19 protein-coding genes are annotated in these 23214 nt (G+C 71.2%); 14 read left to right on the top strand and 5 right to left on the bottom strand.

The window, feature by feature from the left end:
• The first annotated feature begins 54 nt into the window (after nt 1–54).
• Complete coding sequence (locus ACFY8U_RS07640; protein ID WP_389568260.1) at nt 55–1137, top strand: magnesium and cobalt transport protein CorA; 1083 nt, start codon at nt 55–57, stop codon at nt 1135–1137.
• A 45-nt stretch (nt 1138–1182) separates the two neighbouring features.
• On the opposite strand, the gene ACFY8U_RS07635 is transcribed toward ACFY8U_RS07640, so the two are convergent.
• Nucleotides 1183–2547, bottom strand: a complete 1365-nt coding sequence (locus tag ACFY8U_RS07635) for an NAD(P)/FAD-dependent oxidoreductase (RefSeq protein WP_389566995.1) — start codon at nt 2545–2547, stop codon at nt 1183–1185.
• A 177-nt stretch (nt 2548–2724) separates the two neighbouring features.
• Here ACFY8U_RS07635 and ACFY8U_RS07630 point away from each other — a divergent pair, with 177 nt between their 5' ends.
• The 6 genes from ACFY8U_RS07630 to ACFY8U_RS07605 all read left to right on the top strand — a co-directional run bounded on the left by ACFY8U_RS07630 (nt 2725) and on the right by ACFY8U_RS07605 (nt 10625).
• Entirely contained in the window at nt 2725–5364 is a 2640-nt protein-coding gene (locus tag ACFY8U_RS07630; RefSeq protein WP_389566992.1) for a SpoIIE family protein phosphatase, read from the top strand.
• 81 nt (nt 5365–5445) lie between these two features.
• Nucleotides 5446–6969 (top strand): carboxylesterase/lipase family protein, encoded by a 1524-nt coding sequence (locus ACFY8U_RS07625; RefSeq protein ID WP_389566989.1) that lies wholly within the window; start codon nt 5446–5448, stop codon nt 6967–6969.
• A gap of 106 nt (nt 6970–7075) precedes the next feature.
• On the top strand, nt 7076–7420 hold the full coding sequence (locus tag ACFY8U_RS07620) for a hypothetical protein (protein WP_389566987.1): 345 nt from the start codon (nt 7076–7078) through the stop codon (nt 7418–7420).
• Between the two features lie 9 nt (nt 7421–7429).
• Nucleotides 7430–7978, top strand: a complete 549-nt coding sequence (locus tag ACFY8U_RS07615; protein WP_389566984.1) for a hypothetical protein — start codon at nt 7430–7432, stop codon at nt 7976–7978.
• 143 nt (nt 7979–8121) lie between these two features.
• Nucleotides 8122–8985: a hypothetical protein gene (locus ACFY8U_RS07610; RefSeq protein WP_389566981.1), complete on the top strand. Its 864-nt coding sequence runs from the start codon at nt 8122–8124 to the stop codon at nt 8983–8985.
• A 233-nt stretch (nt 8986–9218) separates the two neighbouring features.
• Complete coding sequence (locus ACFY8U_RS07605; RefSeq protein ID WP_389566978.1) at nt 9219–10625, top strand: serine hydrolase domain-containing protein; 1407 nt, start codon at nt 9219–9221, stop codon at nt 10623–10625.
• Between the two features lie 62 nt (nt 10626–10687).
• Here ACFY8U_RS07605 and ACFY8U_RS07600 read toward each other — a convergent pair whose 3' ends face one another.
• A complete protein-coding gene (locus tag ACFY8U_RS07600; RefSeq protein ID WP_389566976.1) occupies nt 10688–11956 on the bottom strand; it encodes a glycosyl hydrolase 53 family protein in 1269 nt (422 codons plus the stop codon).
• A 105-nt stretch (nt 11957–12061) separates the two neighbouring features.
• Complete coding sequence (locus ACFY8U_RS07595; protein ID WP_389566973.1) at nt 12062–14083, bottom strand: beta-galactosidase; 2022 nt, start codon at nt 14081–14083, stop codon at nt 12062–12064.
• A gap of 202 nt (nt 14084–14285) precedes the next feature.
• Between ACFY8U_RS07595 and ACFY8U_RS07590 the strand changes: the two genes are divergently transcribed.
• The 6 genes from ACFY8U_RS07590 (at nt 14286) to ACFY8U_RS07565 (ending at nt 20723) form a co-directional block, all read left to right on the top strand.
• Nucleotides 14286–15587, top strand: coding sequence for an ABC transporter substrate-binding protein (locus tag ACFY8U_RS07590; protein ID WP_389568257.1), 1302 nt, complete (start codon nt 14286–14288; stop codon nt 15585–15587).
• Entirely contained in the window at nt 15584–16669 is a 1086-nt protein-coding gene (locus ACFY8U_RS07585; protein ID WP_389566970.1) for a carbohydrate ABC transporter permease, read from the top strand. Before ACFY8U_RS07590 ends, ACFY8U_RS07585 begins: the two co-directional genes overlap by 4 nt.
• A complete protein-coding gene (locus ACFY8U_RS07580; protein WP_389566967.1) occupies nt 16666–17583 on the top strand; it encodes a carbohydrate ABC transporter permease in 918 nt (305 codons plus the stop codon). The genes ACFY8U_RS07585 and ACFY8U_RS07580 overlap by 4 nt, the downstream gene beginning before the upstream one ends.
• Nucleotides 17584–17609: 26 nt before the next feature.
• On the top strand, nt 17610–18635 hold the full coding sequence (locus ACFY8U_RS07575) for a LacI family DNA-binding transcriptional regulator (RefSeq protein ID WP_389566964.1): 1026 nt from the start codon (nt 17610–17612) through the stop codon (nt 18633–18635).
• A gap of 206 nt (nt 18636–18841) precedes the next feature.
• Entirely contained in the window at nt 18842–19549 is a 708-nt protein-coding gene (locus ACFY8U_RS07570) for a tRNA-dependent cyclodipeptide synthase (RefSeq protein ID WP_361606117.1), read from the top strand.
• Complete coding sequence (locus ACFY8U_RS07565) at nt 19539–20723, top strand: cytochrome P450 (protein ID WP_389566960.1); 1185 nt, start codon at nt 19539–19541, stop codon at nt 20721–20723. The genes ACFY8U_RS07570 and ACFY8U_RS07565 overlap by 11 nt, the downstream gene beginning before the upstream one ends.
• A gap of 123 nt (nt 20724–20846) precedes the next feature.
• On the opposite strand, the gene ACFY8U_RS07560 is transcribed toward ACFY8U_RS07565, so the two are convergent.
• Both ACFY8U_RS07560 and ACFY8U_RS07555 read right to left on the bottom strand, forming a co-directional pair.
• Entirely contained in the window at nt 20847–21854 is a 1008-nt protein-coding gene (locus tag ACFY8U_RS07560; protein WP_389566957.1) for an MBL fold metallo-hydrolase, read from the bottom strand.
• A gap of 79 nt (nt 21855–21933) precedes the next feature.
• A complete protein-coding gene (locus tag ACFY8U_RS07555) occupies nt 21934–22719 on the bottom strand; it encodes a LysR family transcriptional regulator substrate-binding protein (RefSeq protein WP_389566954.1) in 786 nt (261 codons plus the stop codon).
• 58 nt (nt 22720–22777) lie between these two features.
• Here ACFY8U_RS07555 and ACFY8U_RS07550 point away from each other — a divergent pair, with 58 nt between their 5' ends.
• Nucleotides 22778–23182: a DUF5997 family protein gene (locus ACFY8U_RS07550; protein ID WP_361445713.1), complete on the top strand. Its 405-nt coding sequence runs from the start codon at nt 22778–22780 to the stop codon at nt 23180–23182.
• The last annotated feature ends 32 nt before the right edge of the window (nt 23183–23214 follow it).

The raw sequence follows: 23214 nt of genomic DNA, 5'->3' as shown, positions 1-23214 counted from the left end.
CGGTCCGTCGGTGGCACACTGTCCGCTGATCGTCCCGAGGAGCCTGACGTGCCGATAATCCGTAATCTGAGGCGCACCGTCCGCCGTGCCTACCGCCGGACCGTCGACCTGAGCCATCCGGCACGCTCGCCGCTGGGCAGCTCGGTCGTCAACTGTGTGCTGTACGAGGACGGGGCGCGGCAGCGCGGGGCCTGCCCCGCCGAGGAGGCGGTGCGACGGGTCCGCAAGTCGGGCGACGGATTCGTGTGGATCGGGCTGCACGAGCCGTCGGTCGAGGAGTTCGCTGGGCTCGCCGAGCTGTTCGGCCTGCATCCGCTCGCCGTCGAGGACGCGGTGCACGCGCACCAGCGGCCGAAGCTGGAGCGGTACGACGAGACGCTCTTCGCCGTCTTCAAGACCGTCCGCTATGTGGAGCACGAAGAGCTCACCGCCACCAGTGAGGTCGTCGACACGGGCGAGCTCATGGTGTTCACCGGACCGGATTTCGTCATCACGGTCCGGCACGGGCGGCACGGCTCGCTCGGCCCGCTGCGGGAGGCGCTGGAGGCGGACGCCGAACAGCTGGCCAAGGGGCCCGCGGCCGTTCTGCACGCCATCGCCGACCATGTCGTGGACGACTACCTGGCGGTCGCCGACGCCGTCCAGAACGACATAGACGCCGTCGAGACGGCCGTCTTCAGCGAGCAGGCCTCCCGAGGCGACGCGGGCCGCGTCTACCAGCTGAAGCGGGAACTCCTGGAACTCAAGCGGGCGGTGGCCCCGCTCGACCGTCCGCTGCAGGCCCTGGCCGCGGCGCCGCTGCAGCTGGTCTCGGCGGAGATACAGCCGTACTTCCGTGACGTCGCCGACCATCTCTCCCGGATCACGGAGCAGATCACGTCGTTCGACGCGCTCCTCGACTCGATCCTCCAGGCCCATCTCGCGCAGGTGACGGTCGCCCAGAACGAGGACATGCGCAAGATCACGGCGTGGGCCGCGATCATCGCCGTCCCCACGATGGTCTGCGGGGTCTACGGCATGAACTTCGAGCACATGCCCGAACTGCGCTGGACCTACGGCTATCCGCTGGTCGTCGGTGCCATGGCCGTCGCCTGTTTCCTCCTGCACCGCAGCTTCCGCCGCAACGGCTGGCTCTGACGCCCGGGCGTCGCGCCGGACGCCCCGAGCCGCGGTGGAGCGCTGTCAGACCCGAGCGTTCAGGGCGGCGGTGTGGGCCCGTACCTGCTCCGGCGTGAGATAGGCGTCCGTGTACTCGAAGTCCGCGAGCGTGCCGGACCGGGACGACAGGAATCCCGTACGGACGAAGTCGTCCCCGGCCACGGCGTTGAGCAGCCAGTTCGTCATCACCCGCGCCTTGGCGACATTGGTCCGCAGCGCCGACCAGTGGTACGCCCGGGCGACCGCCTGCGCCGGGGTGCCGTGCAGTTCGATGCCGAGCGGCTTGGACACGGCGTCCCGCCCGCCCAGGTCCACCACCAGGCCCAGATCCCGGTGGTGGTACGGGTAGGTCTGCTCGCCGCGCAGGGCGGCGACGACGTTGTCGGCGACCTGCTTGCCCTGCCGCATCGCGTGCTGGGCCGTCGGCGGACAGATCGCGCCCTTCTCCTTCTTGGCCAGGTCCGGGACGGCGGCGGCGTCGCCGAGCGCGTGCACACCGTCCACGCCGGGGACGACCATGTCGGCACCGACGACCAGGCGGCCCCGATCGGTCTCGGCGCCGAGCGTGGCGATCAGTGGACTGGCGGCGACGCCCGCCGTCCAGATCAGGGTGCGACTGGGCAGCACCCGCCCGTCGGTCAGCGTCACGGCCTCGGCGTCCACGGAGGCGACGGAGACCCCGAGCGAGACCTCGATCCCGCGCCGCCGCAGGATCTCCAGCGCCGCTCGGCCCAGCTTGTCGCCCAGCTCGGGCATGAGCTTGGGCGCGAGGTCCACCAGATGCCACTTGATCAGCTTCGGGTCGAGCCGCGGATAGCGCTGGACCGCGGCATGGGTCAGCCGCTGCAGACAGGCGACCGTCTCCGTACCCGCGTAGCCCCCGCCCACCACCACGAAGCACAACCGCGCCGCCCGCTCCGCCTCGTCGTGTCCGGCGTCGGCCAGATCGAGCTGGGCGATCACGTGGTCGCGGATGTAGACCGCCTCGGCGAGCGTCTTCATGCCCCGCGCGTGCTCACCCAGCCCCGGGATGTCGAACGTGCGGGTCACACTGCCCGGCGCGAGGACCAGATGGTCGTACGGCTCGTCGATCAGTTCACCCGTGATCGTCCGGACGACACAGACCTTCGCCTTGGTGTCCACGCCGATCGCGCCGCCGGGGATGATGCGCGTGCGGTGACGCTTGCTGCGCCGCAGCGACAACGCGACCGACTGGGGGGTCAGCACGCCCGAGGCCACCTGGGGGAGGAGCGGCAGATAGAGCTGGTACGAGACGGGCGACAGCAGCGAGATCTGTGCCTCGCGGCTCGTCAGCCGCCGCTCCAGACGCTGTACACAGGCGACCCCGGCGAAGCCGGCACCCACCACGAGAATCTTCGGTCGCGTCACGCTGCCCGCCTCCCGGATCGTCGGTCCTAGAGAGCTGACTAACCCCTCGGGCCGATCGAAAACCCGGACCGTCCGCCGAAGGGGTGACGCAGGAATCGGACCTGACAGTCGGGGCAGGGTCATAGTGTGGTACAAGGGAAAAACAGGGCGGGTGTGTGAGAAACGGAGCCGACGGCCGTGGGGAGACCTGAGGGCACAGACACCACCGCGCACGAGGCGGTCTTCGGCGTCGCCGACTCCGTCGTTCTCCTCTTCGACGAGTACGGAGCGGTCGTCGGCCGTCCGTACGCGGCCGAACAGCTGCTGGGCTACCCCGCGGCGGAGCTGAGCGGCCGGCGCGTCGGCGCCCTGCTCGCGGCTGACGAGGCCGACCGCATCCCCGGCATCCTGGAGGTCTCGGAGCGTGACGGCGGCTGGTCGGGCGTCCTGCTCGCACGTCACCGGGACGGCCGCACGATCGCCGTGGACGTCACCGTGCTGCCGCTGCCCGGCGAGGCGGGCCCGGCCCGTTGGCTCGTCGTCGCCGTGGGAGCGGCGCCGTCCCGGCAGTGGACGATGGGCCCCGCTCTCCTGGAGCGGATGGTCACCCGGATGCCCGTCGGGCTCTGCCTGGTCGACACCGACCTACGGTGCGTGTGGTCGAACACCGCGCTCGAGCAGTTCGGCGGCGGCACGGTCGAGGAGCGGCGCGGCAGGCGCTTCGCGGAGATCCAGCCCGGGATGAACGCCGACCTCGTCGAGTCGAAGATGCGCCAGGTGCTGGCGACCGGTGAGCCCGTCCTCGGCTACGAGCACGTGGGCCGCCCCCGGTCCCATCCCGGCCGGGACCACGCCCACGCCATGTCGATGGTCCGGCTGGACGACGACAACGGCCGCGTCCTCGGCGTCTGTTACGCGGTCGTCGACATCACCGACCGCTACCGGGCCAGACTCCGGCTCGCCCTGATGGCCCTGGCCAGCGAGCGCATCGGCCGCAGCCTGGACGTGCTGGGCACCGCCCAGGACCTGGCCGACGTGGCGGTGCCCGGGCTGGCGGACTTCGTCGCCGTGGATCTGCTGGACACCGTCGTCAGAGGCGCCGAGCCGTCCCCGGGCCCCACGGCCGCCGCCACGTCCGTACAGCTGGTGCGTGCCGGCGTGCAGACCGTCCCCGGAGGGATCGTGGTGATGGTGGAGCCGGGGGAGCCGTGCGGGTACCTGCCGTCGTCACCCCAGATCCGCTCCCTGGCCCACGGCCGCTCCTGGCGCGCCGCCACGCTGGACGACACGACACGCGATGCGGCCATCCCTGTGCCCGTGCCCCAGAGCGAGCAACCATCGGACGCCGAGCCGCCCGGCACCGCGCCCACAGCCTCCGAGCCACCGGACTCCGGCCCACCGGAAGGGCCCAGGGACGTCGAGGAGCCCGAAGCCGAGTCCACGGACGCCGAGCCGCCGGACGCCGAGTCCACGGACGCCCAGCCGCCGGTGGCCCCCGCCCCCGAGCCGCACACGGCGATCGTGGTGCCGATCCTCGCCCGAGGTATCACCCTCGGCGTGGCCACGTTCTTCCGCGCCCGACAGGACGAGGCGTTCGACGAGGACGACCTGCGGGTCGCCGAGGAGCTCGTGGCCCGCGCCGCCGTCTGCCTGGACAACGCCCGCCGCTACACCCGCGAGCGCGCTGCTGCGCTCGTACTCCAGCGCAGCCTGCTGCCGCACGGCGTTCCGGTACAGGAAGCCGTCGACGCGGCCTCCTTCTACCGGCCGGCCGACGAACTGTCCGGCCTCGGCGGCGACTGGTTCGACGTGATCCCCCTGTCCGGCGCCAGGGTCGCCCTCGTCGTCGGCGAGGTCATCGGCCACGGGATCGAGGCCGCCGCGACCATGGGTCAGCTCCGTACCGCCGTACGGACCCTCGCCGACCTCGACCTCGGGCCCGAGGACCTCCTGGCCCATCTCGACGACCTCGTCCTGCAGGTCACGCGGGAGGGCCCCGCGGGCGAGCTCGGCGGCGCGGCCACCCCTGCGGGCGTGGGGGCCAGCTGCCTCTACGCCGTCTACGATCCGGTCAGTCTGCGCTGCGACCTGGCGAGCGCCGGCCACCTCGCGCCCGCCGTCCTGGCGCCCGACGGCACGGTCACCTTCCCCGAACTCCCGCCCGGACCGGCGCTCGGCGTCGGCGGACTCCCCTTCGAATCCGTCGAGCTGCCGCTGGCGGAGGGCAGTGTCCTGGCCTTCTACACCGACGGGATCATCGCCGCGCCCGGGGCGGGCAAGGAAGGGCTGCGCCGCGTTCTGGAATCCCGTGACCTGCCGCTCGACGAACTCTGCCGCAGCATCGTCGACGAACTGGCGCCCAGCAGGCCGTACACCGACGACGCGGCCCTCCTCCTCGTCAGGACCCGCGGTCTGGCGGCCGGGCAGGTCGCCATCTGGGACCTGCCCGCCGACCCGGCCGTCGTCGCCCGCGCGCGCGTGATGGCCGCCCGCCAGCTCGCCGCCTGGGGCCTCGACGAACTCGCCTTCACCACCGAACTCGTCGTCAGCGAACTCGTCACCAACGCCATCCGGCACGCCTCCGGCCCCATCCGGCTGCGCCTGATCCTCGAACGCACCCTGATCTGCGAGGTCTTCGACGCCAGCAGCACCTCGCCGCATCTGCGCCACGCGCGCACCACCGACGAGGGCGGCCGTGGCCTCTTCCTGATCTCCCAGTTCACCCGGCGCTGGGGGACCCGCTACACGGCCGAGGGCAAGGTCATCTGGGCCGAACAGCCCCTCGAAGGCGACGGCACCGCCGCGCACACTCCGCAGGGCCTCGCTCAAGATCTTTAATCGATTGTCCGGCCTCTGAGCCGCGTGTCAGGGTGTGCTGCCGCACGGAGAGGCCGACGGCGACGAGAAGGAGATCCACCTGTGCGTGCGGGTACCGCCGACCACACCGTCGTGACGAAGCGAGGACCGGTACGCGGCACGGTCGCCGACGGGCTGCGGATCACTCTGGGCATCCCGTACGCCGCACCGCCGTTCGGCGCCGGGCGCTTCCAGGCGCCGAGGCCCGCGGAGACCTGGGACGAGGTACGGGAGTGCACCCGCTTCGGCCCCGTCGCCCCGCAGTCGGCGGAGCTGCCCGGCTCCCCGGCCTGGCACCCGGGCGACGAGGACATCCTCACGCTCAACGTCTGGGCCCCGGTGGGAACTTCGGATCCGCTGCCCGTCCTCTTCTGGATCCACGGCGGCGCCTACACCTTCGGCTCCGCCGCCCAGCCCGACTACGACGGATCCGCCCTGGCCCGCGCCGGTACCGTCGTGGTGACCTGCAACTACCGTCTCGGTTTCGAGGGTTTCGGGCACGTGCCCGGCTTCCCCGACAACCGGGGACTGCTCGACCAGATCGCCGCACTGGAGTGGGTACGCGACAACATCGCGGCCTTCGGCGGCGACCCGGAGAACGTCACGGTGGCCGGACAGTCCGCGGGCGGCGGCTCGATCGCCTGTCTGATGAGCAGTGCACGGGCCGACGGACTGTTCCGCCGCGCCATCGCCCACAGCGTGCCCGACGCGTTCTTCCCGCCGGAGTTCGCCGGGCGCCTCGCCCGTGAGGTGGCCGAGGCCGCCGGTGTCGCCGCCACCGCCGAGGGTCTTGTCTCCACCACTCCGCAGGATCTCGTCGACGCCTCCGACCAGGTGGTGGCGCGGTACGCCGGCGACCCCGCCTCCGGTTTCCTCCACTACGACACCGTCCTCTACGGCCCCGTCCTCGACGGCGTCCTGCTGACTCGGGACCCGGTCGAGGCCCCGACCGCCGACGGCACGGCACACCCCGTGGACCTCCTCGTCTGCCACACCACCGAGGAGTACTGGCTGATGCACCGCGTCGGCAGCATGCCGACGGTCACCACCGACGACGGCCTCGCCCGGTTCGCCGCCGACTACGGCCTTTCCCCGGCCCTGGTCGCCTCGTACCGCGCCCTCATGCCCGACGCACCGGTGCTCGACGTCTTCCTGGCCCTCGCGGGCGACGCGGTCTTCACCGTGCCCACCGTCCGTCTCGCCGAGGCCCATGCCCGCGCCGGCGGCCGCACGTTCCTGTCCCGCTTCGACCGGCGCCGCACCCGCCCCGACGGCAGCCCGGTGCGCGCCTGGCACGCAGCCGACGTGCCCTTCGCCCTCGGGACCCTGGACGCCACCGGTGTCGACTTCCTGACCGGCGGTCCCGCCGACGCCGACGACTGGGCCCTGTCCCGGCGGATGGTCCACGCCTGGGCGGCCTTCGCCGCCACCGGAGACCCGGGCTGGTCCCCGCTCACCGCCCCGCCCGGCGGTGCCACCGCAGCCGCCGTCCACGTCTGGGACGTGCCCGGCGACCGCACGGAGGGCGCGGCACCCGCGCACGCCCTCTGGCACGGCACACGGATGGCCCCGCCGTCGCTTCCGTAGGGGACACGGGATAATCAGCGGGCGCGGACGGAACACCGCGCGGACGACAGACGCACGCGACAGGCCGGCTGCCCCCACGGGGGAACGGCAGGACAGGGAGAACCCGATGGACGTCCAGCACTTCGAGCGGATCACCGCGTTCATCGAGGACCGTCTCCGGCCGCTGTTCGACCCCGAGAACGGCAGCGACCACGGATTCGGGATGGACGACACCTCCCGCGCGCTGCGCGCCCTCCTCGGCACCGTGAAGGCGGCCGCTGCCGTCAAGGGACTCGCCGACCAGCGGGCGGCGGCCGACCCGGCGCTCCGTCACATCATCGACCAGGCGCTGGAGCACAACTGGGACGTCCTGCGCGGTGTCGCCCGCAACTGGGAGGACCACCCGGACTTCGTCCGCGACTTCAAGCGCCACGCCTGGGAGCTCGACGAGACCCCGGCCGCCACCGCCTGACACCGGATCATGAACGCGGATATCTGGGCGGCGCTCCCCGTCGAGACGCGCCGGGCCGTCGACGCCCACATCCGTCTCGGTCGCTGCATCTTGGCGGTCAAGGAGGTCCGTGACGCCCTCCCCGAGGAGTCACGCCCGGGTCTGCACGAGACGCTCGACATGGTGAACGAGCGCTTCCGCGAGCTCGGCGTGCGCTGGGAACCGGGGCCCACGGAGCCGCTCGACCCGACGGCCCTCGCCGACCGGGCCGCGCAGCTCCCGGGCCGCCCCGCGGCCGTCGAGGCGCTGTGGGACGGCGACACCTTCGGCTGGATGGTGGACCTCGTTCTCGTCACCCACGAGCCGGAGGCCGAGCATCCGCTGGCCGTGATCCGGCACGGCGGCGACATGCGGCTCTTCAACGGCACGGTTCCGCCGTGGCCCGAAGCCGAAGAAGCCCGGCGCGCAGGTCACGACCTCGCCGAGCGGCTCGGCGTCCCCTTCCACTTCGCGAGCCCCGACCGGCCGGACGACGAGGCACCCCGGTGGAGGGACCTCCAGAGCGGCGCACCTTCCTGACGGCTGCTCAACTCTCGGCAGACCCGTGACACGCCGTCCGCTCTGCCCCGGTCGGGTGAGTGCGCGGCTCACCCGACAGGCGCGGACCCGGATCGGGTACGTATCGCGGCATTGCCGTCCCCAGCGTCGGAGGATGCTGCCCCATGTCTGTCAGGAACGTCCGCACCGGCCCGCGCGTGGTGACCGCCGCGCTCTGCGCGACACTCGCGGTCATCGGCTACATGAAGGTGTCGGCGGAAGAACCCGCTCCGAACCCCGCGCCCGGCGTCCGCGCCGCGGCCAAGAACGCCGGCCCGGCCACTTCGCCCCGCTCGCCCGAGGCAGCCGTCTCCCCAGGGACGCCCGCGCCCGGAAACTCAGGTGCGCCTGGTGCTGCCGGTGCTCCCGGGACCACTGCCTCCGAGCCGAAGGCACCCGTAGGCCCGCCCGGTGTCGGTCCGACGACGCTGACGCAGATCCCGGACGGTACGAAGCAGGCGTTCGTCGTGACGGGCGGGTCCCTGAACACCAGCAAATCCACGGCCGTGCTCTACGAACGGGACGCCGCCGGTCGATGGCAGCGCACGGGCGGACCCTGGCCCGCGCACAACGCCCTGCGCGGCTGGACGAACGACCACTGGGCCGGCGATCTGCGCACCCCCATCGGTGTGTTCCGGCTCGGCGACGCGGGCGGCCGGCTGCCCGACCCCGGCTCGAAGCTGCCCTACGACCAGGACGAGCAGTTCGTCTCCCCGGGCACCGGATTCCTCGGCGAACCCCTGGAGGGTTCGTTCGACTATGTCGTCGCCATCGACTACAACCGCGTCTCGGGAACGACTCCCCTGAACAGGGAGCGGCCGCTCGGGGAGGACCGGGGCGGAGGCGTATGGATCCACGTCGACCACGGCGGCCCCACCCAGGCCTGCATCTCCCTGACCGCCGACGTGATGCGCGACCTGCTGCGCGCCCTGGACCCCGCCAAGGAACCGGTCATCGTCATGGGACCGGCCGCCGAGATCGGGCGCTGATCCCAAGGATCCTTCCGGCCGACGCGCGTACGGCCCTCCCGCACGCGCACGGCCCCCTGACACGCGTACGGCCCCCTGACGCGTGTACACGGGGCCCTCCCACGCGCGTACGCCCCCCTGACGGGCGCTGACAGCCTCTGTCGGCGCCCGTCAGCGCGCGGGCCGCAGGCTGTCAGGGCGCCCGGGCATCGTCGTGGTCATCAGGAACGACGACACCCGAGCAGGAGAAACCCATGAGCGCCGACAGCACCCGGAAGTCCCAGGCCGAGCTGGCCGAGTTCGTCGCCCGGGCGGCCACGGAGCACGGCATCCCCGGTGTCACCGTGGGCGTCTGGGCGGACGGCCGCGAGACCTTCGCCGGCCACGGCGTGACCAGCATCGACAACCCGCTCCCGGTCGACGAGAACACCCTCTTCCTGGTGGGCTCGGCGACGAAGACCTTCACGGCGACCGCGCTGATGCGGCTGGTCGCCGACGGCCGGGTCGAGCTGGACGCGCCGGTGCGCCGGTACGTGCCCGAGCTGGTGCTCGCCGACGAGAAGGCGGCTGCCGAGATCACCGTACTCAACCTGCTCAACCACACCTCGGGCCTCGACTGGAACATCATCGTCGACACCGGGGACGGCGACGACGCTCTGGCCGCCTTCGTGGCGAAGATGGCGGACCTGCCGTTCATCGGCGAGCCCGGCGGCCGCGCCTCCTACAGCCAGGCCGGATTCAACCTGCTCGGGCGGGTCCTGGAGAACGTCACGGGGCTGACGTACGAGCGGGCCGTCGCCTCGCTCCTGATCGAGCCGCTGGGCCTGACGAACAGCTTCTTCGGCACCGACGAGGTCATGACCAGGCGGTTCGCCGTGGGCCACAACCCCGACGAGGACGGCAACCTGGCTGTCGCGAGGGAGTGGAAGCTCACCCGGGCCAACAACCCCGGCGGCGGCCTCGCGACCTCGGCGTCGGACATCCTCGCCTGGGCTCGGTTCCAGCTCGGCGACGGTCTCACGGAGAGTGGTGAGCGCCTTCTGCCGACCGAACTGCTGCACCGTATGCGGGAGCAGACGGTCGAACTGCGTGCCAGCAACCTCGGCGACGGCTTCGGCATCTGCTGGTTCCTGCGCGAGGCCGACGGCGTGCGCACGATCGAGCACGGCGGTTCGGTCAACGGTCAGTTCGTCGAGCTGGTGCTCGTACCCGAGCGGAACTTCGCCGTCGTCGCCATGTCCAACGCCGGCCCGGGCGGCATCCCCTTCAACAGGTCCGTCGTCCGCTGGGCGCTGGAGCACCACCTCGGCGTCGTGGACAAGGACCCGGAGCCGCTGGCGTACGACGCGACGCGGGCCCAGGAGGTCGTCGGGTCCTACGAGAACGAGGCCATGACCCTCACCGTCGCCACCGACGGGGCGGAGCTGACCCTCGCCGCCGCGATCAAGCCCGAGATCCGTGCGTCGGCCGACTTCGAGATGCCCGCGGACTACGAGCCGGCCGCCATGGGCCTGCTGCCCGGCGACGGCGACGAGTTCATCGTCATCGGCGGTGGACTGGAGGGACAGCGGGGCTTCTTCTCCCGTGACACCAGCGGCGCCGTGGCCGGCATCGACCTCGGTGGCCGGATGTTCGGCCGGGTCTCCACCGTCTCCGTGTGACGGCCCGACCGGGCGCGCGGCCTCGCCTCCTCAGGGAGGCGAGGCCGCGCGGTGGCGTCCGATCAGCGGTGGGCCAGCCAGTCCGCCGCCGGCAGCAGCCTGCTGTCGTAGTCGAACAGGGCCTGGTTCTCCCAGCCGTTGCCCGACGTGGGATCGTCGTACGGAACACCCTGCGCCGTCGCGTTGTCGAACCACCAGCGGTACAGGGCGTTGTCGCCGCCGTGCGCGAGATGGAGTGCGACCTGCGTGGAGGAGGAGACCGCCTTCGTGGCCGAGACGCCCGCCTTCAGGAGTCCCGCCAGCTGCGACCAGTTGTCCGTCGAGCCCTCGGGCCACAGCATCCCGGTGTTGATCTCGTTGCCGATCTGCACCATGTCGGCCGTCGTGCCCTGGGCCTTCAGCGCGTTCAGGACGTCGTACGTGTGGTCGTACACGTCGGTCGTGAGCCGGCTGTACGAGTGGCCGGCCCAGGCGGCGGGCTTGGCCTGGGCGCCGGGGTCGGCCCAGGTGTCCGAGTAGTGGAAGTCGACCAGCAGCTTCATGCCCTGCGCCTTGATGCGCTGGGCCGACGCCAGCACACGTGCCTTGTTGTTGTAGCCGTCGGCCGGATTCACCCACACCTTGAGCCGGCCGTAGGTGGCGCCCGCCGACTTCAGGATCGCCACGGGATCCCCGGTCGCCCCCGCGCTGGTGCGATACGTACCGCCGAGGTCCTCGCTCTTCTCCAGCGAGGAGATGTCGACGCCCTTGACGGACAGCCCCGTCGAGCCGGAGGTGAACGTGAGATCGTCGACGTTGAGCCACTGCCCCGCCGACGCGTGGGAGTTGACGCTGACTGTGCACCGGCCGCCGGTCACCTTCACCGATGTGACCAGGCGTATCCAGGCCCCGTCGGGGGTGGGCGGCAGGTCGGTGCGCTGCTCGGCGGAGCCGCAGTTGCGCAGGGCGAGATAGGCGGAGCTCTGGCCACCGCCGGAGCGCACCCAGGCGCTCAGGGTGTAGGTGCCGTCCGTCAGCCCGGACAGGTGCTGGTACGTCTCCACCTGGTAGGCGGTCGAGGCCCAGTGGCTCAGCCGGTGACTGCCGCCGTGCCCGCCGGCCTCCGTGAAGGAGGCCGCGCTCTGGCCCGTCGCGGAGTAGGTGGACCAGCCGGACGGCGTGGCGGTCCCGGTTCCGTCGGCCTCGAAACCGGTGTTGGCGAGCGTGGCGGCCGCCTGAGCGGGTGGTGCGGGAAGCGCGGTGAGGAGCAGGGCGCCGAGCGCGGAGGCGGCGGCGACTCTGAGGCGTGAACCTGACAGGAGCGACCGCAGGGTGCGGGGAACGGCGTGCATCGTCGAGTCCCTTCGACGGGGGAGGGAAAGGAGGTGGTGCGGTGGTGCCGTTCACCCGGGGGCGCGCGTGCGCGACGCCCGTCCCCGGGGAGTCACGAGGGACGGTCAGCCGTCGAGGCGTACGACGCGGACCGATCCCGCGGGCGCGACGAGGTGACCGGCGGCGCGTTCGCCCGCGAGGAGTTCGGTGCCGGGGGAGTCCAACGGCACCTTCGCGTCGTGCGCGGTGTGGTTCAGGACGAAGAGGTACTCACCGGCGTCGCCGGAGCGGCGTACGACCTCGACGTCGCGCGGGAGGCCGCGGCGTGGCTCGACGCCCGCGTCCTCGCAGGCGGCGCCGAGGATCGTGTCGAGCGAGGCCGCGTCGAGCCGGGTGGAGACGTACCAGGCGCTGCCCTTGCCCAGACGGTGACGGGTGACGGCGGGGCGCCCGGTGGCCGGGCCGTCTGCGTACGTCCACACCGGCCGGGCGCCACGCGCCACCACGAACTCGGTCCAGACGTCTCCGGTCAGCGTCGCCCCTCCTGGGCCCGTGACGGTCACCGTCTCGCCCTCCCCGAGCGGGGACCACTCCTCCACACTCAGCCCGAGGACATCCCGAAGGGCCCCGGGGTAGGCGCCCGGGTGAACGGCGTCGTGCTCGTCGACGATCCCGGAGAAGTACGAGACGACGAGCGTGCCGCCGTTCTCGACGTACTCCCGCAGATTCAGGCCGGCCGCCTCGGTGGTGAGGTACAGCGCGGGCACCACGACCAGGGGATACGCCGACAGGTCGGACTCCGGGTGGGCGAAGTCCACGGTCAGGTGGCGGTCGTAGAGCGACTCGTAGAAGCTGTCGGCGCGCTCACGCGCGTCATGGTCCTCCGTGGGACGCCACTCCAGGCCCTGCGCCCACCACGACTCCCAGTCCCACACCATGGCGACGTCCGGGACGGTGCGCGTGCCGCGCAGCGCGGCCAGCGCGTCGAGGCCGGCGCCGAGCTCCACCACCTCGCGCCAGACACGTGAGTCGGTGCCGGCGTGCGGCAGCATCGCGGAGTGGAACTTCTCGGCGCCGCGCCGGGACTGCCGCCACTGGAAGAACATGGCCCCCTCGGAGCCGCGGGCGACATGGGCGAGGGAGTTGCGGGCCATCTCCCCGGGGCGCTTGGCGGGGTTGCGGGGCTGCCAGTTGACGCCGGACGTGGCGTGTTCGAGCAGGAGCCAGGGAGCTCCGCCCGCGACGGAGCGGGTGAGGTCCGCGGCCATGGCCAGATTGACGTGGGTGCGGCGGCCGTCGGTGATCAGATAGTGGTCGTTGGTGACGAGGTCGACCTCGCGGCCCCAGGCCCAGTAGTCGACGGAGTCGCACTGGCTGAGCGCCGTCATGAAGTTGGTGGTGACGGGGACGCCCGGCGAGAGCCGGTGCAGGATGTCCCGCTCCCTGCGGAAGTTCTCCCGCATCGTGGCATCGGCGAAGCGGCGGTAGTCCAGCTGTTGCGCCGGGTTGCCGACAGTGGGCGTCAGACGGGGCGGGTCGATCTGCTCGTACGAGGTGTAGCGCTGGCCCCAGAAGGCGGTGCCCCAAGCCTCGTTGACGGCGTCCACGGAGTCGTACCGCCGGGCGAGCCAGCGGCGGAAATGGGCGGCGCAGTTCTCGCAGTAGCAGGCGCTGACCGGGACCCCGTACTCGTTGTGGACGTGCCAGAGCGCGAGCGCGGGGTGGGCGCCGTACCGCTCGGCCAGCTTCGTGGTGATCCGGGCCGCCGCCTCGCGGTACGCAGGTGAGCTGTGACAGATCGCGCCGCGCGAGCCGAACGCGTACCGCACACCCTCACGGGAGACCGGAAGCGCGTCGGGATGGGCGCGGTAGAACCACGCGGGCGGCGCCACGGTCGGCGTACCCAGATCGACGCGGACGCCGCTCTCGTGCAGCAGGTCCAGCACCCGGTCCATGCGGCCGAAGTCGTACGCGCCCGGCTCGGGTTCGAGCAGCGCCCACGCGAAGATCCCGACGCTCACGAGGGTGACGCCGGCCTCGCGCATCAGCCGTACGTCCTCCTGCCAGACGCTTTCCGGCCACTGCTCGGGGTTGTAGTCCCCGCCGAAGGCGAGGCGGTGCAGGCCTCGGGGAGCGGTCTCCGGCATGGGTGTCTCCTGAACGTCGAACTCAAGCAACTGGGAACGTACACACACCAGATCTCGATGTGGCAACGCAACATAACCGCACACGATCCACCATTGACAAGTGTCCGGAACGTTTCTCTACTGTGAACGCTCACAGATGCATGGCAGGTCCTTCCACGACGGAAGGACCGCTCGTCAGGGGAGAGGCTCCATGCCCATCGTTATGCGCCACCGTGTCGTCGCCACTGCCACCGCCGTCGCCCTCGCCGCGGCCGCACTCACCGCCTGCGGCTCGTCCGAAAGCGGAGACGGTCAGGCCGAGTCGGGCCCCGTCTCACTCACCTACTGGGCCTGGGCGCCCAACATGGACAAGGTGGCCGCGATCTGGAACAAGAAGAACCCGGACATCAAGGTCACCGTCCAGAAGCAGGCCTCCGGCGACGACCTGGTCACCAAGATCATCACCGCCTCCAAGGCCCACCAGGCCCCCGACCTCGTCCAGGCCGAGTTCCAGGCCCTGCCGACGCTCGTCTCCAACGACGCCCTCGCCGACATCTCCAAGGAGGTCGCCGACGCCAAGGACGCCTTCGCGCCCGGCCTCTGGCAGCAGACCACCCTCGGCTCCGACGCCGTCTACGCCGTGCCCCAGGACTCCGGGCCGCTGATGTTCTTCTACCGCACCGACCTGTTCCAGCAGTTCGGCCTCAAGGTCCCCACCACCTGGGACGAGTTCGCCGCCACCGCCAGGACGCTCAGGACCAAGGCCCCCGACAAGTCGCTCACGACCTTCTCCTCCAACGACTCCGGCCTCTTCGCCGGCCTCGCCCAGCAGGCCGGCGCCCAGTGGTGGACCGCCCAGGACCAGAAGTGGAAGGTCGGCATCGACGACCCCGCCACCCGGAAGGTCGCCGACTTCTGGGGCGGCCTCGTCAAGGAGGGCGCCGTCGACAACCAGCCCATGTACACCCCCGCGTGGAACAAGGCCCTCAACACCGGGCAGCAGATCGCCTGGGTCAGCGCCGTCTGGGCCCCCGGCGTCCTCACCACCGCCGCGCCCGACACCAAGGGCAAGTGGGCCATGGCCCCGCTGCCCCAGTGGGACACCGCCGAGCCCGCCACCGGCAGCTGGGGCGGCTCCACCACCGCCGTCACCACCGACTCGAAGCACAAGGCGGCCGCCGCGAAGTTCGCCGCGTGGCTGAACACCGACCCCGAGGCGCTCGCCGCCCTGGTGAAGGAGGCCGGCATCTACCCGGCCGCCACCGCCGCCCAGACCGGCGGCGCGCTCGCCGCGCCCCCGGAGTTCTTCGCCGGCCAGGCCGACTTCTACACCAAGGCCGCCGAGATCGCGAAGACCACCGCCCCCGCCGCGTGGGGGCCGAACGTGAACGTCGCCTACACCTCCTTCAAGGACGAGTTCGGCAAGGCGGCCAAGGCCAAGTCCGACTTCGGCGCCGCGCTGACCACGATGCAGAGCGCCACCGTCGCCGACCTGAAGAAGCAGGGCTTCGAGGTCGCCCCGTGACGCAGCCCGCCGCGGGCGCGCGCCGGGCGTACGGGGCCAAGACGGCCCCGTACGCCCACCCGTCGCCCACCACCACCCTCAGACGAGCGCGAAGCGCCCCCTCCTTCTCCCCGTCGCCCACCACCACCCTCAAACGAGCGCGCAGCGCCCCCTCCTTCTCCCCGTCGCCCACCACCACCCTCAAACGAGCGCGCAGCGCCCCCTACTTCTTCCTTCTCCCGGCCGCGCTCCTCTTCGTCCTCTTCTTCGCCCTGCCCATCGGCTACGCCCTCTGGCTCAGCCTCCACAAGATCGAGGTCAAGGGCCTCGGCCTGGGCAAGGGAGCCAGGAGCGAGGTCTGGGCCGGCCTGGAGAACTACACCGCCGCCCTCACCGACTTCGAACTCGGCCACAGCGCTCTGCGGATCCTCGGCTACGGCGCGATCGTCGTCCCCGTCATGCTCGGCCTGGCCCTGCTCTTCGCGCTGCTGCTCGACTCCGAGCGCGTCCGGGCCCGGTCCTTCTCCCGCCTCGCGATCTTCCTGCCGTACGCCGTGCCCGGCGTCATCGCCGCCCTCATGTGGGGCTTCCTGTACCTGCCGGACGTCAGTCCCTTCCACTACCTCCTCGACGCCCTCGGGATGCCGCGACCGGACCTGATGGACGGCGGCCCGCTGTACCTGGCGATGGCGAACATCGCCGTCTGGGGCGGCACCGGCTTCAACATGATCGTGATCTACACCTCGCTGCGCTCGCTGCCCACCGAGGTCTTCGAGGCGGCCAAGCTCGACGGCTGCTCGGAGCTGCAGATCGCCCTGCGGATCAAGATTCCGATGGTCGCGCCCTCGCTGGTCCTGACCTTCTTCTTCTCGATCATCGCCACCCTCCAGGTCTTCAACGAGCCCACCACGCTCCGGCCGCTCACCAACGGCATCCCCACCACCTGGAGCCCGCTGATGAAGGTCTACAACGACGCCTTCACCGGCGGGAACATCCACGCCGCCTCGGCCACCGCGGTGGTCCTCGCCGCCGCCACCTTCCTGCTCTCCTTCGGCCTGCTGAGAGCCTCCGACCGCCGTACGAAGCAAGGAGCCACCCGATGAGCGGGCTCGCCTCCCCACCGCAGGTGCGCCGGGCCGCGCCGGCAGCCGGCGTCACTCCCGGAACGTCCCAGGGGCAGCCGCGCCCGCGCCGTATCGCGCTGCTTCCGACCGCCGCCCTGGTCCTCGGCGCGCTCTACTGCCTCCTGCCCATCGCCTGGGTCCTCGTCGCCTCCACCAAGTCGGGCGCCGACCTCTTCTCCACCTTCACCTTCCTCCCCGGCGACGGCCTCGGCGACAACCTCGCCGACCTCGCCGCGTACCGTGACGGCCTCTACTGGCGGTGGATGACCAACTCCGTCTTCTACGCGGGCCTGGGCGCCGTCCTCTCCACGATCGTCTCGGCGCTCGCCGGATACGCCCTCGCCGTCTACCGCTTCCGCGGCCGCGAGACGTTCTTCAACCTGATCCTGACCGGTGTGCTGATGCCCCCGGTGATCCTCGCCATCCCGCAGTACCTGCTCATGGCGGAGGCCGATCTGACGGACACGTACCTCTCCGTCCTGCTGCCGCTGATCCTCTCGCCCTACGGTGTCTACCTCGGCCGGATCTACGCCGAGGCCGCGATCCCCATGGAGCTCGTGGAGGCAGGCCGGATGGACGGCGCGGGGGAGTGGCGGATTTTCCGTCGCATCGCCCTGCCCATGATGTCCCCTGGCCTGGTGACGATCTTCCTCTTCCAGTTCGTGGCGATCTGGAACAACTTCCTGCTGCCCTTCATCATGCTCGGCGACGACGAGAAGTTCCCCATGACCGTCGGTCTGTTCACCCTGCTGAAGCAGGGCGCCGGACAACCCGCCCTCTACACCCTCGTCGTCACCGGTGCGCTGCTCGCGATCGTCCCGCTCATCGCGCTGTTCCTGGTCATCCAGCGGTTCTGGAGCCTCGATCTGCTGTCCGGCGCCGTAAAGTCCTGAGCACCGGGGAACAAGGGGAAACGAGCATGAGCATTCCAGCGGGCAGGCGCCGCCCGGCCACCATCCACGACGTGGCGCGCGAGGCGGGCGTCTCGCGCGGCACGGTCTCGCGCGTCCTCAACGGCGGGCACTACGTCAGCCCCACCGCCAAGGCGGCCGTCGACGCCGCGATCCGCAGGACGGGTTACGTCGTGAACCGGCACGCCCGCTCGCTGATCACCGGTAGGTCCGACTCGGTGGCGTTCCTGCTGACCGAGCCTCAGGAACGGTTCTTCGAGGACCCGAACTTCAATGTGCTGCTGCGAGCCTGTACGCAGGCGCTCGCCGCGCAGGACATCCCGCTGCTGTTGATGATCGCGGGAACGGAGGACGAACGACGGCGCAATCTGCGTTACATCGAGGCCGGTCATGTCGACGGAGTCCTGCTGGTTTCCAGCCATTCCGGCGATCCCGTGGTCGCCCAGCTGCACGCGGCGGGCGTCCCGGTCGTGGCCTGCGGCAAGCCGCTCGGCCAGACCGCCAAGATCGGCTATGTCGCGGCGGACGACCGGGACGGCGCCCGGGACATGGTGCGCCATCTGTATGAGACGGGGCGCCGCCGGATCGCCACCGTCACCGGCCCCCTGGACACCCCGGGCGGCGTCGAGCGTCTCGCCGGATACCGCGAGACGCTGGCCGAGCACGGCCTGCCCGCCGACGACGCGCTGATCGCCACCGGCGACTACAGCCGGGCGAGCGGCGAGCGCGCCGCCGCCCTGCTCCTGCAGCGTGCCCCGGACATCGACGCCGTCTTCGTGGCCTCGGACCTGATGGCCCAGGGCGTCCTCGACGCCCTCGACCGTGCCGGCCGCAGGGTTCCCGAGGACGTCGCCGTGGGCGGCTTCGACGACTCACCGGCCGCGCTCTCCTCCCGCCCGCCGCTCACCACGATCCGGCAGCCCTGGGACCGCATCAGCACCGAGATGGTCCGGATGCTCCTGGCCCGCATAGCCGGTGAGGAGCCGTCGGCGGTCATCCTGCCCACGGCACTGGTGCGCCGCGAGTCGAGCTGAGCGTCCAACCCGCGAGATCGATGGCCGGAATCCGCTGCTCTTACCCGGGGTAGCGGATCAATTTCCGTCACGTAAAGGCAATTTCACGCCACCTCGCGATCAGAATCGTCACTCTCCGGGGATCGCCGGTAACTTCATGCCGTCGCCGCCACACCAGGGGCACACGGCCCCCACGGGACTAGCGGCGACGAAGGACATCTCTTCACTTGACGACAGCGACCGACAGCTTCAAGGTCCAGCCGTACACGCAGCACTGCCAAGTGATCCACACCGAAGGCGCCCACGCGGTCATCGGCATCTCCCCGGGCAACGGCTACTTCTCCGCCCAGAGGGTGGCCGACCTCGCCGCCTGGGGACTCCGCAACTTCGAGCAGGTCGACCTCATCTACACCGACCTGCACGTCGACGACATGTACGAGGCCCTCGGCTACCCGCCGGACGAGGCCCGCCGCAAGACGGTCAAGAACCTCCGCGGCGTACGCGCCAAGGTCAACAACGCCGTCGCCGCCACCGACCCCGGCGGCGAACGGCTCCGAGGACGCCCCATGTCGGCGCTCCTCGACATCCCCGCCTACCGGCATCTGCGCAAACACCTGGACGATCTGCTCGCCACCGACGCCGAGTTCCTCGCCACGTGCGACAAGCTCGTCTCGGCCTTCCTCTCCTCCAAGGTCCTCGAAGGACAGGCACCCACCGCCCGCCAGCGCGAGGTCTGTCTCCAGTACATCTGCGCCGAGGCACCGCTCTTCCTGGACACCCCCGCGATCCTCGGTGTCCCCTCCTCCCTCAACTGCTACCACCAGCTCCTGCCGATGGCCGAACTCCTCTACTCACGGGGCTCCGGACTGCGCGCCTCCCGCAACCAGGGCCACGCCATCGTCACCGCGATCCTCGGAGACCACGATGACCACTGACACGCTGATCGACTTCCCGTTCTCCGCCCGTGGCGACCGTCTGCCGCCGGAGATCGAGTCCCTGCGCGCCGAGCCGGTCAAGCGGGTCCGTACGATCGCCGGCGACGAGGCCTGGCTCGTCTCCTCCTACGCGCTCTGCAAGCAGGTCCTCGAAGACCCGAGGTTCTCGCTCAAGGACACCTCCGCTCCCGGAGTGCCCCGGCAGTACGCGCTGACCATCCCGCCCGAGGTGGTCAACAACATGGGGAACATCACCGGCGCGGGGCTCCGCAAGGCCGTCCTCAAGGCCATCAACCCCAAGGCCGACGGCCTCACCGAATGGATGCGCCGCCACGCCTCCGAGCTCGTCGACGAACTCCTCGCGTACGGACCGCCCGTGGACCTCCGCGGTCGGTTCGCCGGCCCGTACGCGGAACACCTGCACTGCCGGATCCTCGGCATACCCGAGTCCGACGCACCGCGCCTCGCCGCCAGCCTGGACATCGCGTTCATGAACTCGGCCTGCCCCGTCACCGGCGCCCGGCTCAACTGGGACCGCGACATCGCCTACATGGTCGAGCGCCTGGACGACCCGGCGACCACAGGCCTCATGGCCGAACTCGCCGCCCTGCGCGGCAATCCCGACTACGCCCATCTGACCGACGAGATGCTGGCCACGGTCGGCGTCACCTTCTTCGGCGCGGGCGTGATCTCCACCATGGGGTTCCTCACCATGGCGATCTTCTCCCTGCTCCAGAACCCCGACGGCTGGGAGCGGCTCCGCAAGGAGCCGGAACGGATCCCCGCCGCCGTGGACGAGCTGCTCCGGGTCAACCTCTCCATCGCAGACGGGCTTCCGCGCCTCGCCCTCGAAGACGTCACCCTCGGAGACGTCGACGTACGCAAGGGGGAACTCCTCCTCGTTCTCGTGGAGGCCGCCAACACCGACCCGGCGGTCTTCCCCGACCCGCACACCGTGGACATCGACCGGCCGAACGCCGGCACCCACCTCTCCTTCGGCGGCGGCGGTCACTACTGCCCGGCCACCGCACTCGGAAAGCGGCACACCGAGATCGCCCTGGAGGTCCTGCTCGACCGGATGCCCGACCTGCACCTCGCGGTGCCGCTCGACCAACTCGTCTGGCGCACCCGCTTCATGAAGCGCATCCCCGAACGCCTGCCGGTCGCCTGGTGACCCCCATGTGACCCGCTCCGTTCGACGCACGTACGCCGACCGCCGTCGCCCCCGGCCACCCGCCGGGGGCGACGGCGCGTCCCTAGCCGCTGTCCCGCCGGCCGGCCCGCCGCGCGCGAGGTGTCAGCGGCGCGGCCGCATGTCAGCTCCGTACACGGTCCGGTAGTCGGGCACGACGACACGGCTCGCGGGCGACTCCCGACGGACCTGGCCGATCAGCCCGGACAGGTCCATCGTCGGGTCGGGGACCACGGGCTCGCGCAGCGGCGTCTCGAAGTTGTCCCAGTGGACCGGGACGATCACCGGCGGGAGGCCAAGGGTGCGCAGCAGCCGGGGCACGTAACGGTGGGTCGCGGAGCTGGAGGGGACCGCGACCATCGCCACGTCGGGACGTAGCCCCTCGGCCGCCCGCTCGGCGAAGTCGCTGGCGCCCATGAGGAACAGGGCGGGCCCGCCGGAGCCGGCCGTGACCTGAAAGGCGAGCGTGTCGCCCTCGGGCAGGTCGGAGATGGTCGCCGGGGCAGCGGCGGGGGGCGCCGTGAGCGTGCCCGGTGCGAAGTAGGAGTGCTTCTTGTTACGGCTGTGCAGGCTCGCCACCACCTCCACCGTGAGGCCGCCGCCGAAGTCGAGCACCTCGCCGCCCTTGGCCACGGAGATCTGGAGCGGATCCACACCGAAGGCCACCAGCAGATGGAAGGTCGTCTCCGTTCCCACGACACGGGCGCCGGTCGTCTTCGCGAGGTAGGGGACGTCGGCGATGTGGTCCCAGTGGGAGTGGCTGACGAGGATCAGCTCCGGACGCCCGGCGAACTCCCGTACGAACGTGGGATCGGTGTCCGCGATCTGCGTGGCCGGGTTGAAGACACCGTCGAAGAGGCCGGTCTTGAAGCGGGTGAGATACGGGTCGAAGAGCACCGTCCGCCCGCCGACGTCGATCCGCCAGCCGGACGTGCCCAGCCACCGCAGCGACGTCGAGCCGTGCGCGACGGTCTCGGCGGGTGCCTGAGTGGCGGCGGTGGCGGTGGCCGCGGAGGGGGCGCGGGCGTGGGCCACGGCCGGCAGAAGCGGTAAGGCCGTGCCTATGGCGGCGCCTCGGAGCACGGTCCGCCGGGCGTAGGTGTCGTCGGTCATGCCGTCAGAAGATCAGCCCACGGGCTCCCCTGTCCAACACCGGATCGCCGTGGCGCTCCTGGGCGTACGACGGTGAAATCTACGACCTGCGACGGGGCTTGCCGGGCTTGCTGCCGCGCTTGACGCTCTTCGCGCCCTTGGCGCCCTTGAGCCCCTTAGCACCACCGGAACCGCTCCGAGGACTCTTGTCCGCAGGCCTGCCGCTCTTCTCCGGACGCTTCGCCTTGGCCTTGGCCTGCGGCGGGGTCGCGCCACGGCCGCGGGTGCTGTTGACGGTCCGCCCGCGGACGATCCCGATGAACTCCTCCACCAGGTCCGGAGTCGGCTCGGCCTGCGGCCAGGACAGCGCGACCCGCGACTCGGGCGTGTCCGAGAGGGGCCGGTAGGTGAGGTCCTTGCGGTGGTGCAGGCGCGCGAGCGACTGCGGGACCGCGAGCAGCCCCACGCCCGCCGCGACGAGCTCGATCGCGTCCGCCGTCGTCTCCGGGCGCTCCAGCGCCGGCCTGCCCGGCGGTCGCTCCCAGTCGAGGGTGTCGTCGAGCGGGTGCAGCACGATCTCGTCCGCCAGCTCCTCGGGCGAGACCTCCTCGACCGCCGCCACGACATGGTCCTTCGGAACCACGACGACGGTCGTCTCGGTGTAGAGGGGGATCGCGCTGAGATCCGTACGGTCGACGGGCAGGCGCACGAGGCCCGCGTCCGCGCCGCCGGTCCGCAGCAGCTCGTACGCTTCGGCGGCCGGCACCTGGACGAGGGTCAGCGGGACGTCCGGCAGGCGCTCGTTCCAGACCCGCACCCACTTCGTGGGCGTCACTCCCGGTACGTACGCGAGCCGGAACGAGGAGGGTTCTTCCTGGCCAGTCACCCCGCCAGGTTACCGGTCGTGGTCAGAGGTAGCTCACACGCTCGATACCCTTGACACCATGACGTCGCACCAGACCGCCCAGACGATGAAGCCCGCGACCGCGGCGAAGAAGCTGGGTGTGTACCTCGAGGCCACCCCCGCCGAGTTCCAGGAGGGTGTCGTCTCGCGCACCGAGCTGAACACCCTGCAGACCGACCCGCCCGAGTGGCTCCGCGAGCTCCGCCGCAACGGCCCCCACCCGCGTCCGGTGATCGCGGCGAAGCTCGGCATCTCCATCTCCGGACTGGCGCGTGGCGGTATCACCGAGGCCCTCACCACCGAGCAGATCGAGGCGCTGAAGGCGGAAGACCCCGAGTGGCTCCAGAAGGAGCGCGCCACGCAGGCCGAGGTCCGCAAGGAAGCGGTCCGTATCAAGGAGAAGCAGGCCGAGAAGGCGGCGAAGGCCGACCGCTCGGACTCCTGACGCCCCCCCGCGCCGAGCGAGCCGGACGGCAC

This window comes from Streptomyces sp. NPDC012508 (genome assembly GCF_042902595.1).
Taxonomy (GTDB): domain Bacteria; phylum Actinomycetota; class Actinomycetes; order Streptomycetales; family Streptomycetaceae; genus Streptomyces.
Note: the sequence above shows the minus strand (reverse complement) of the source record. Positions and strands in the feature narration are given on the sequence as shown.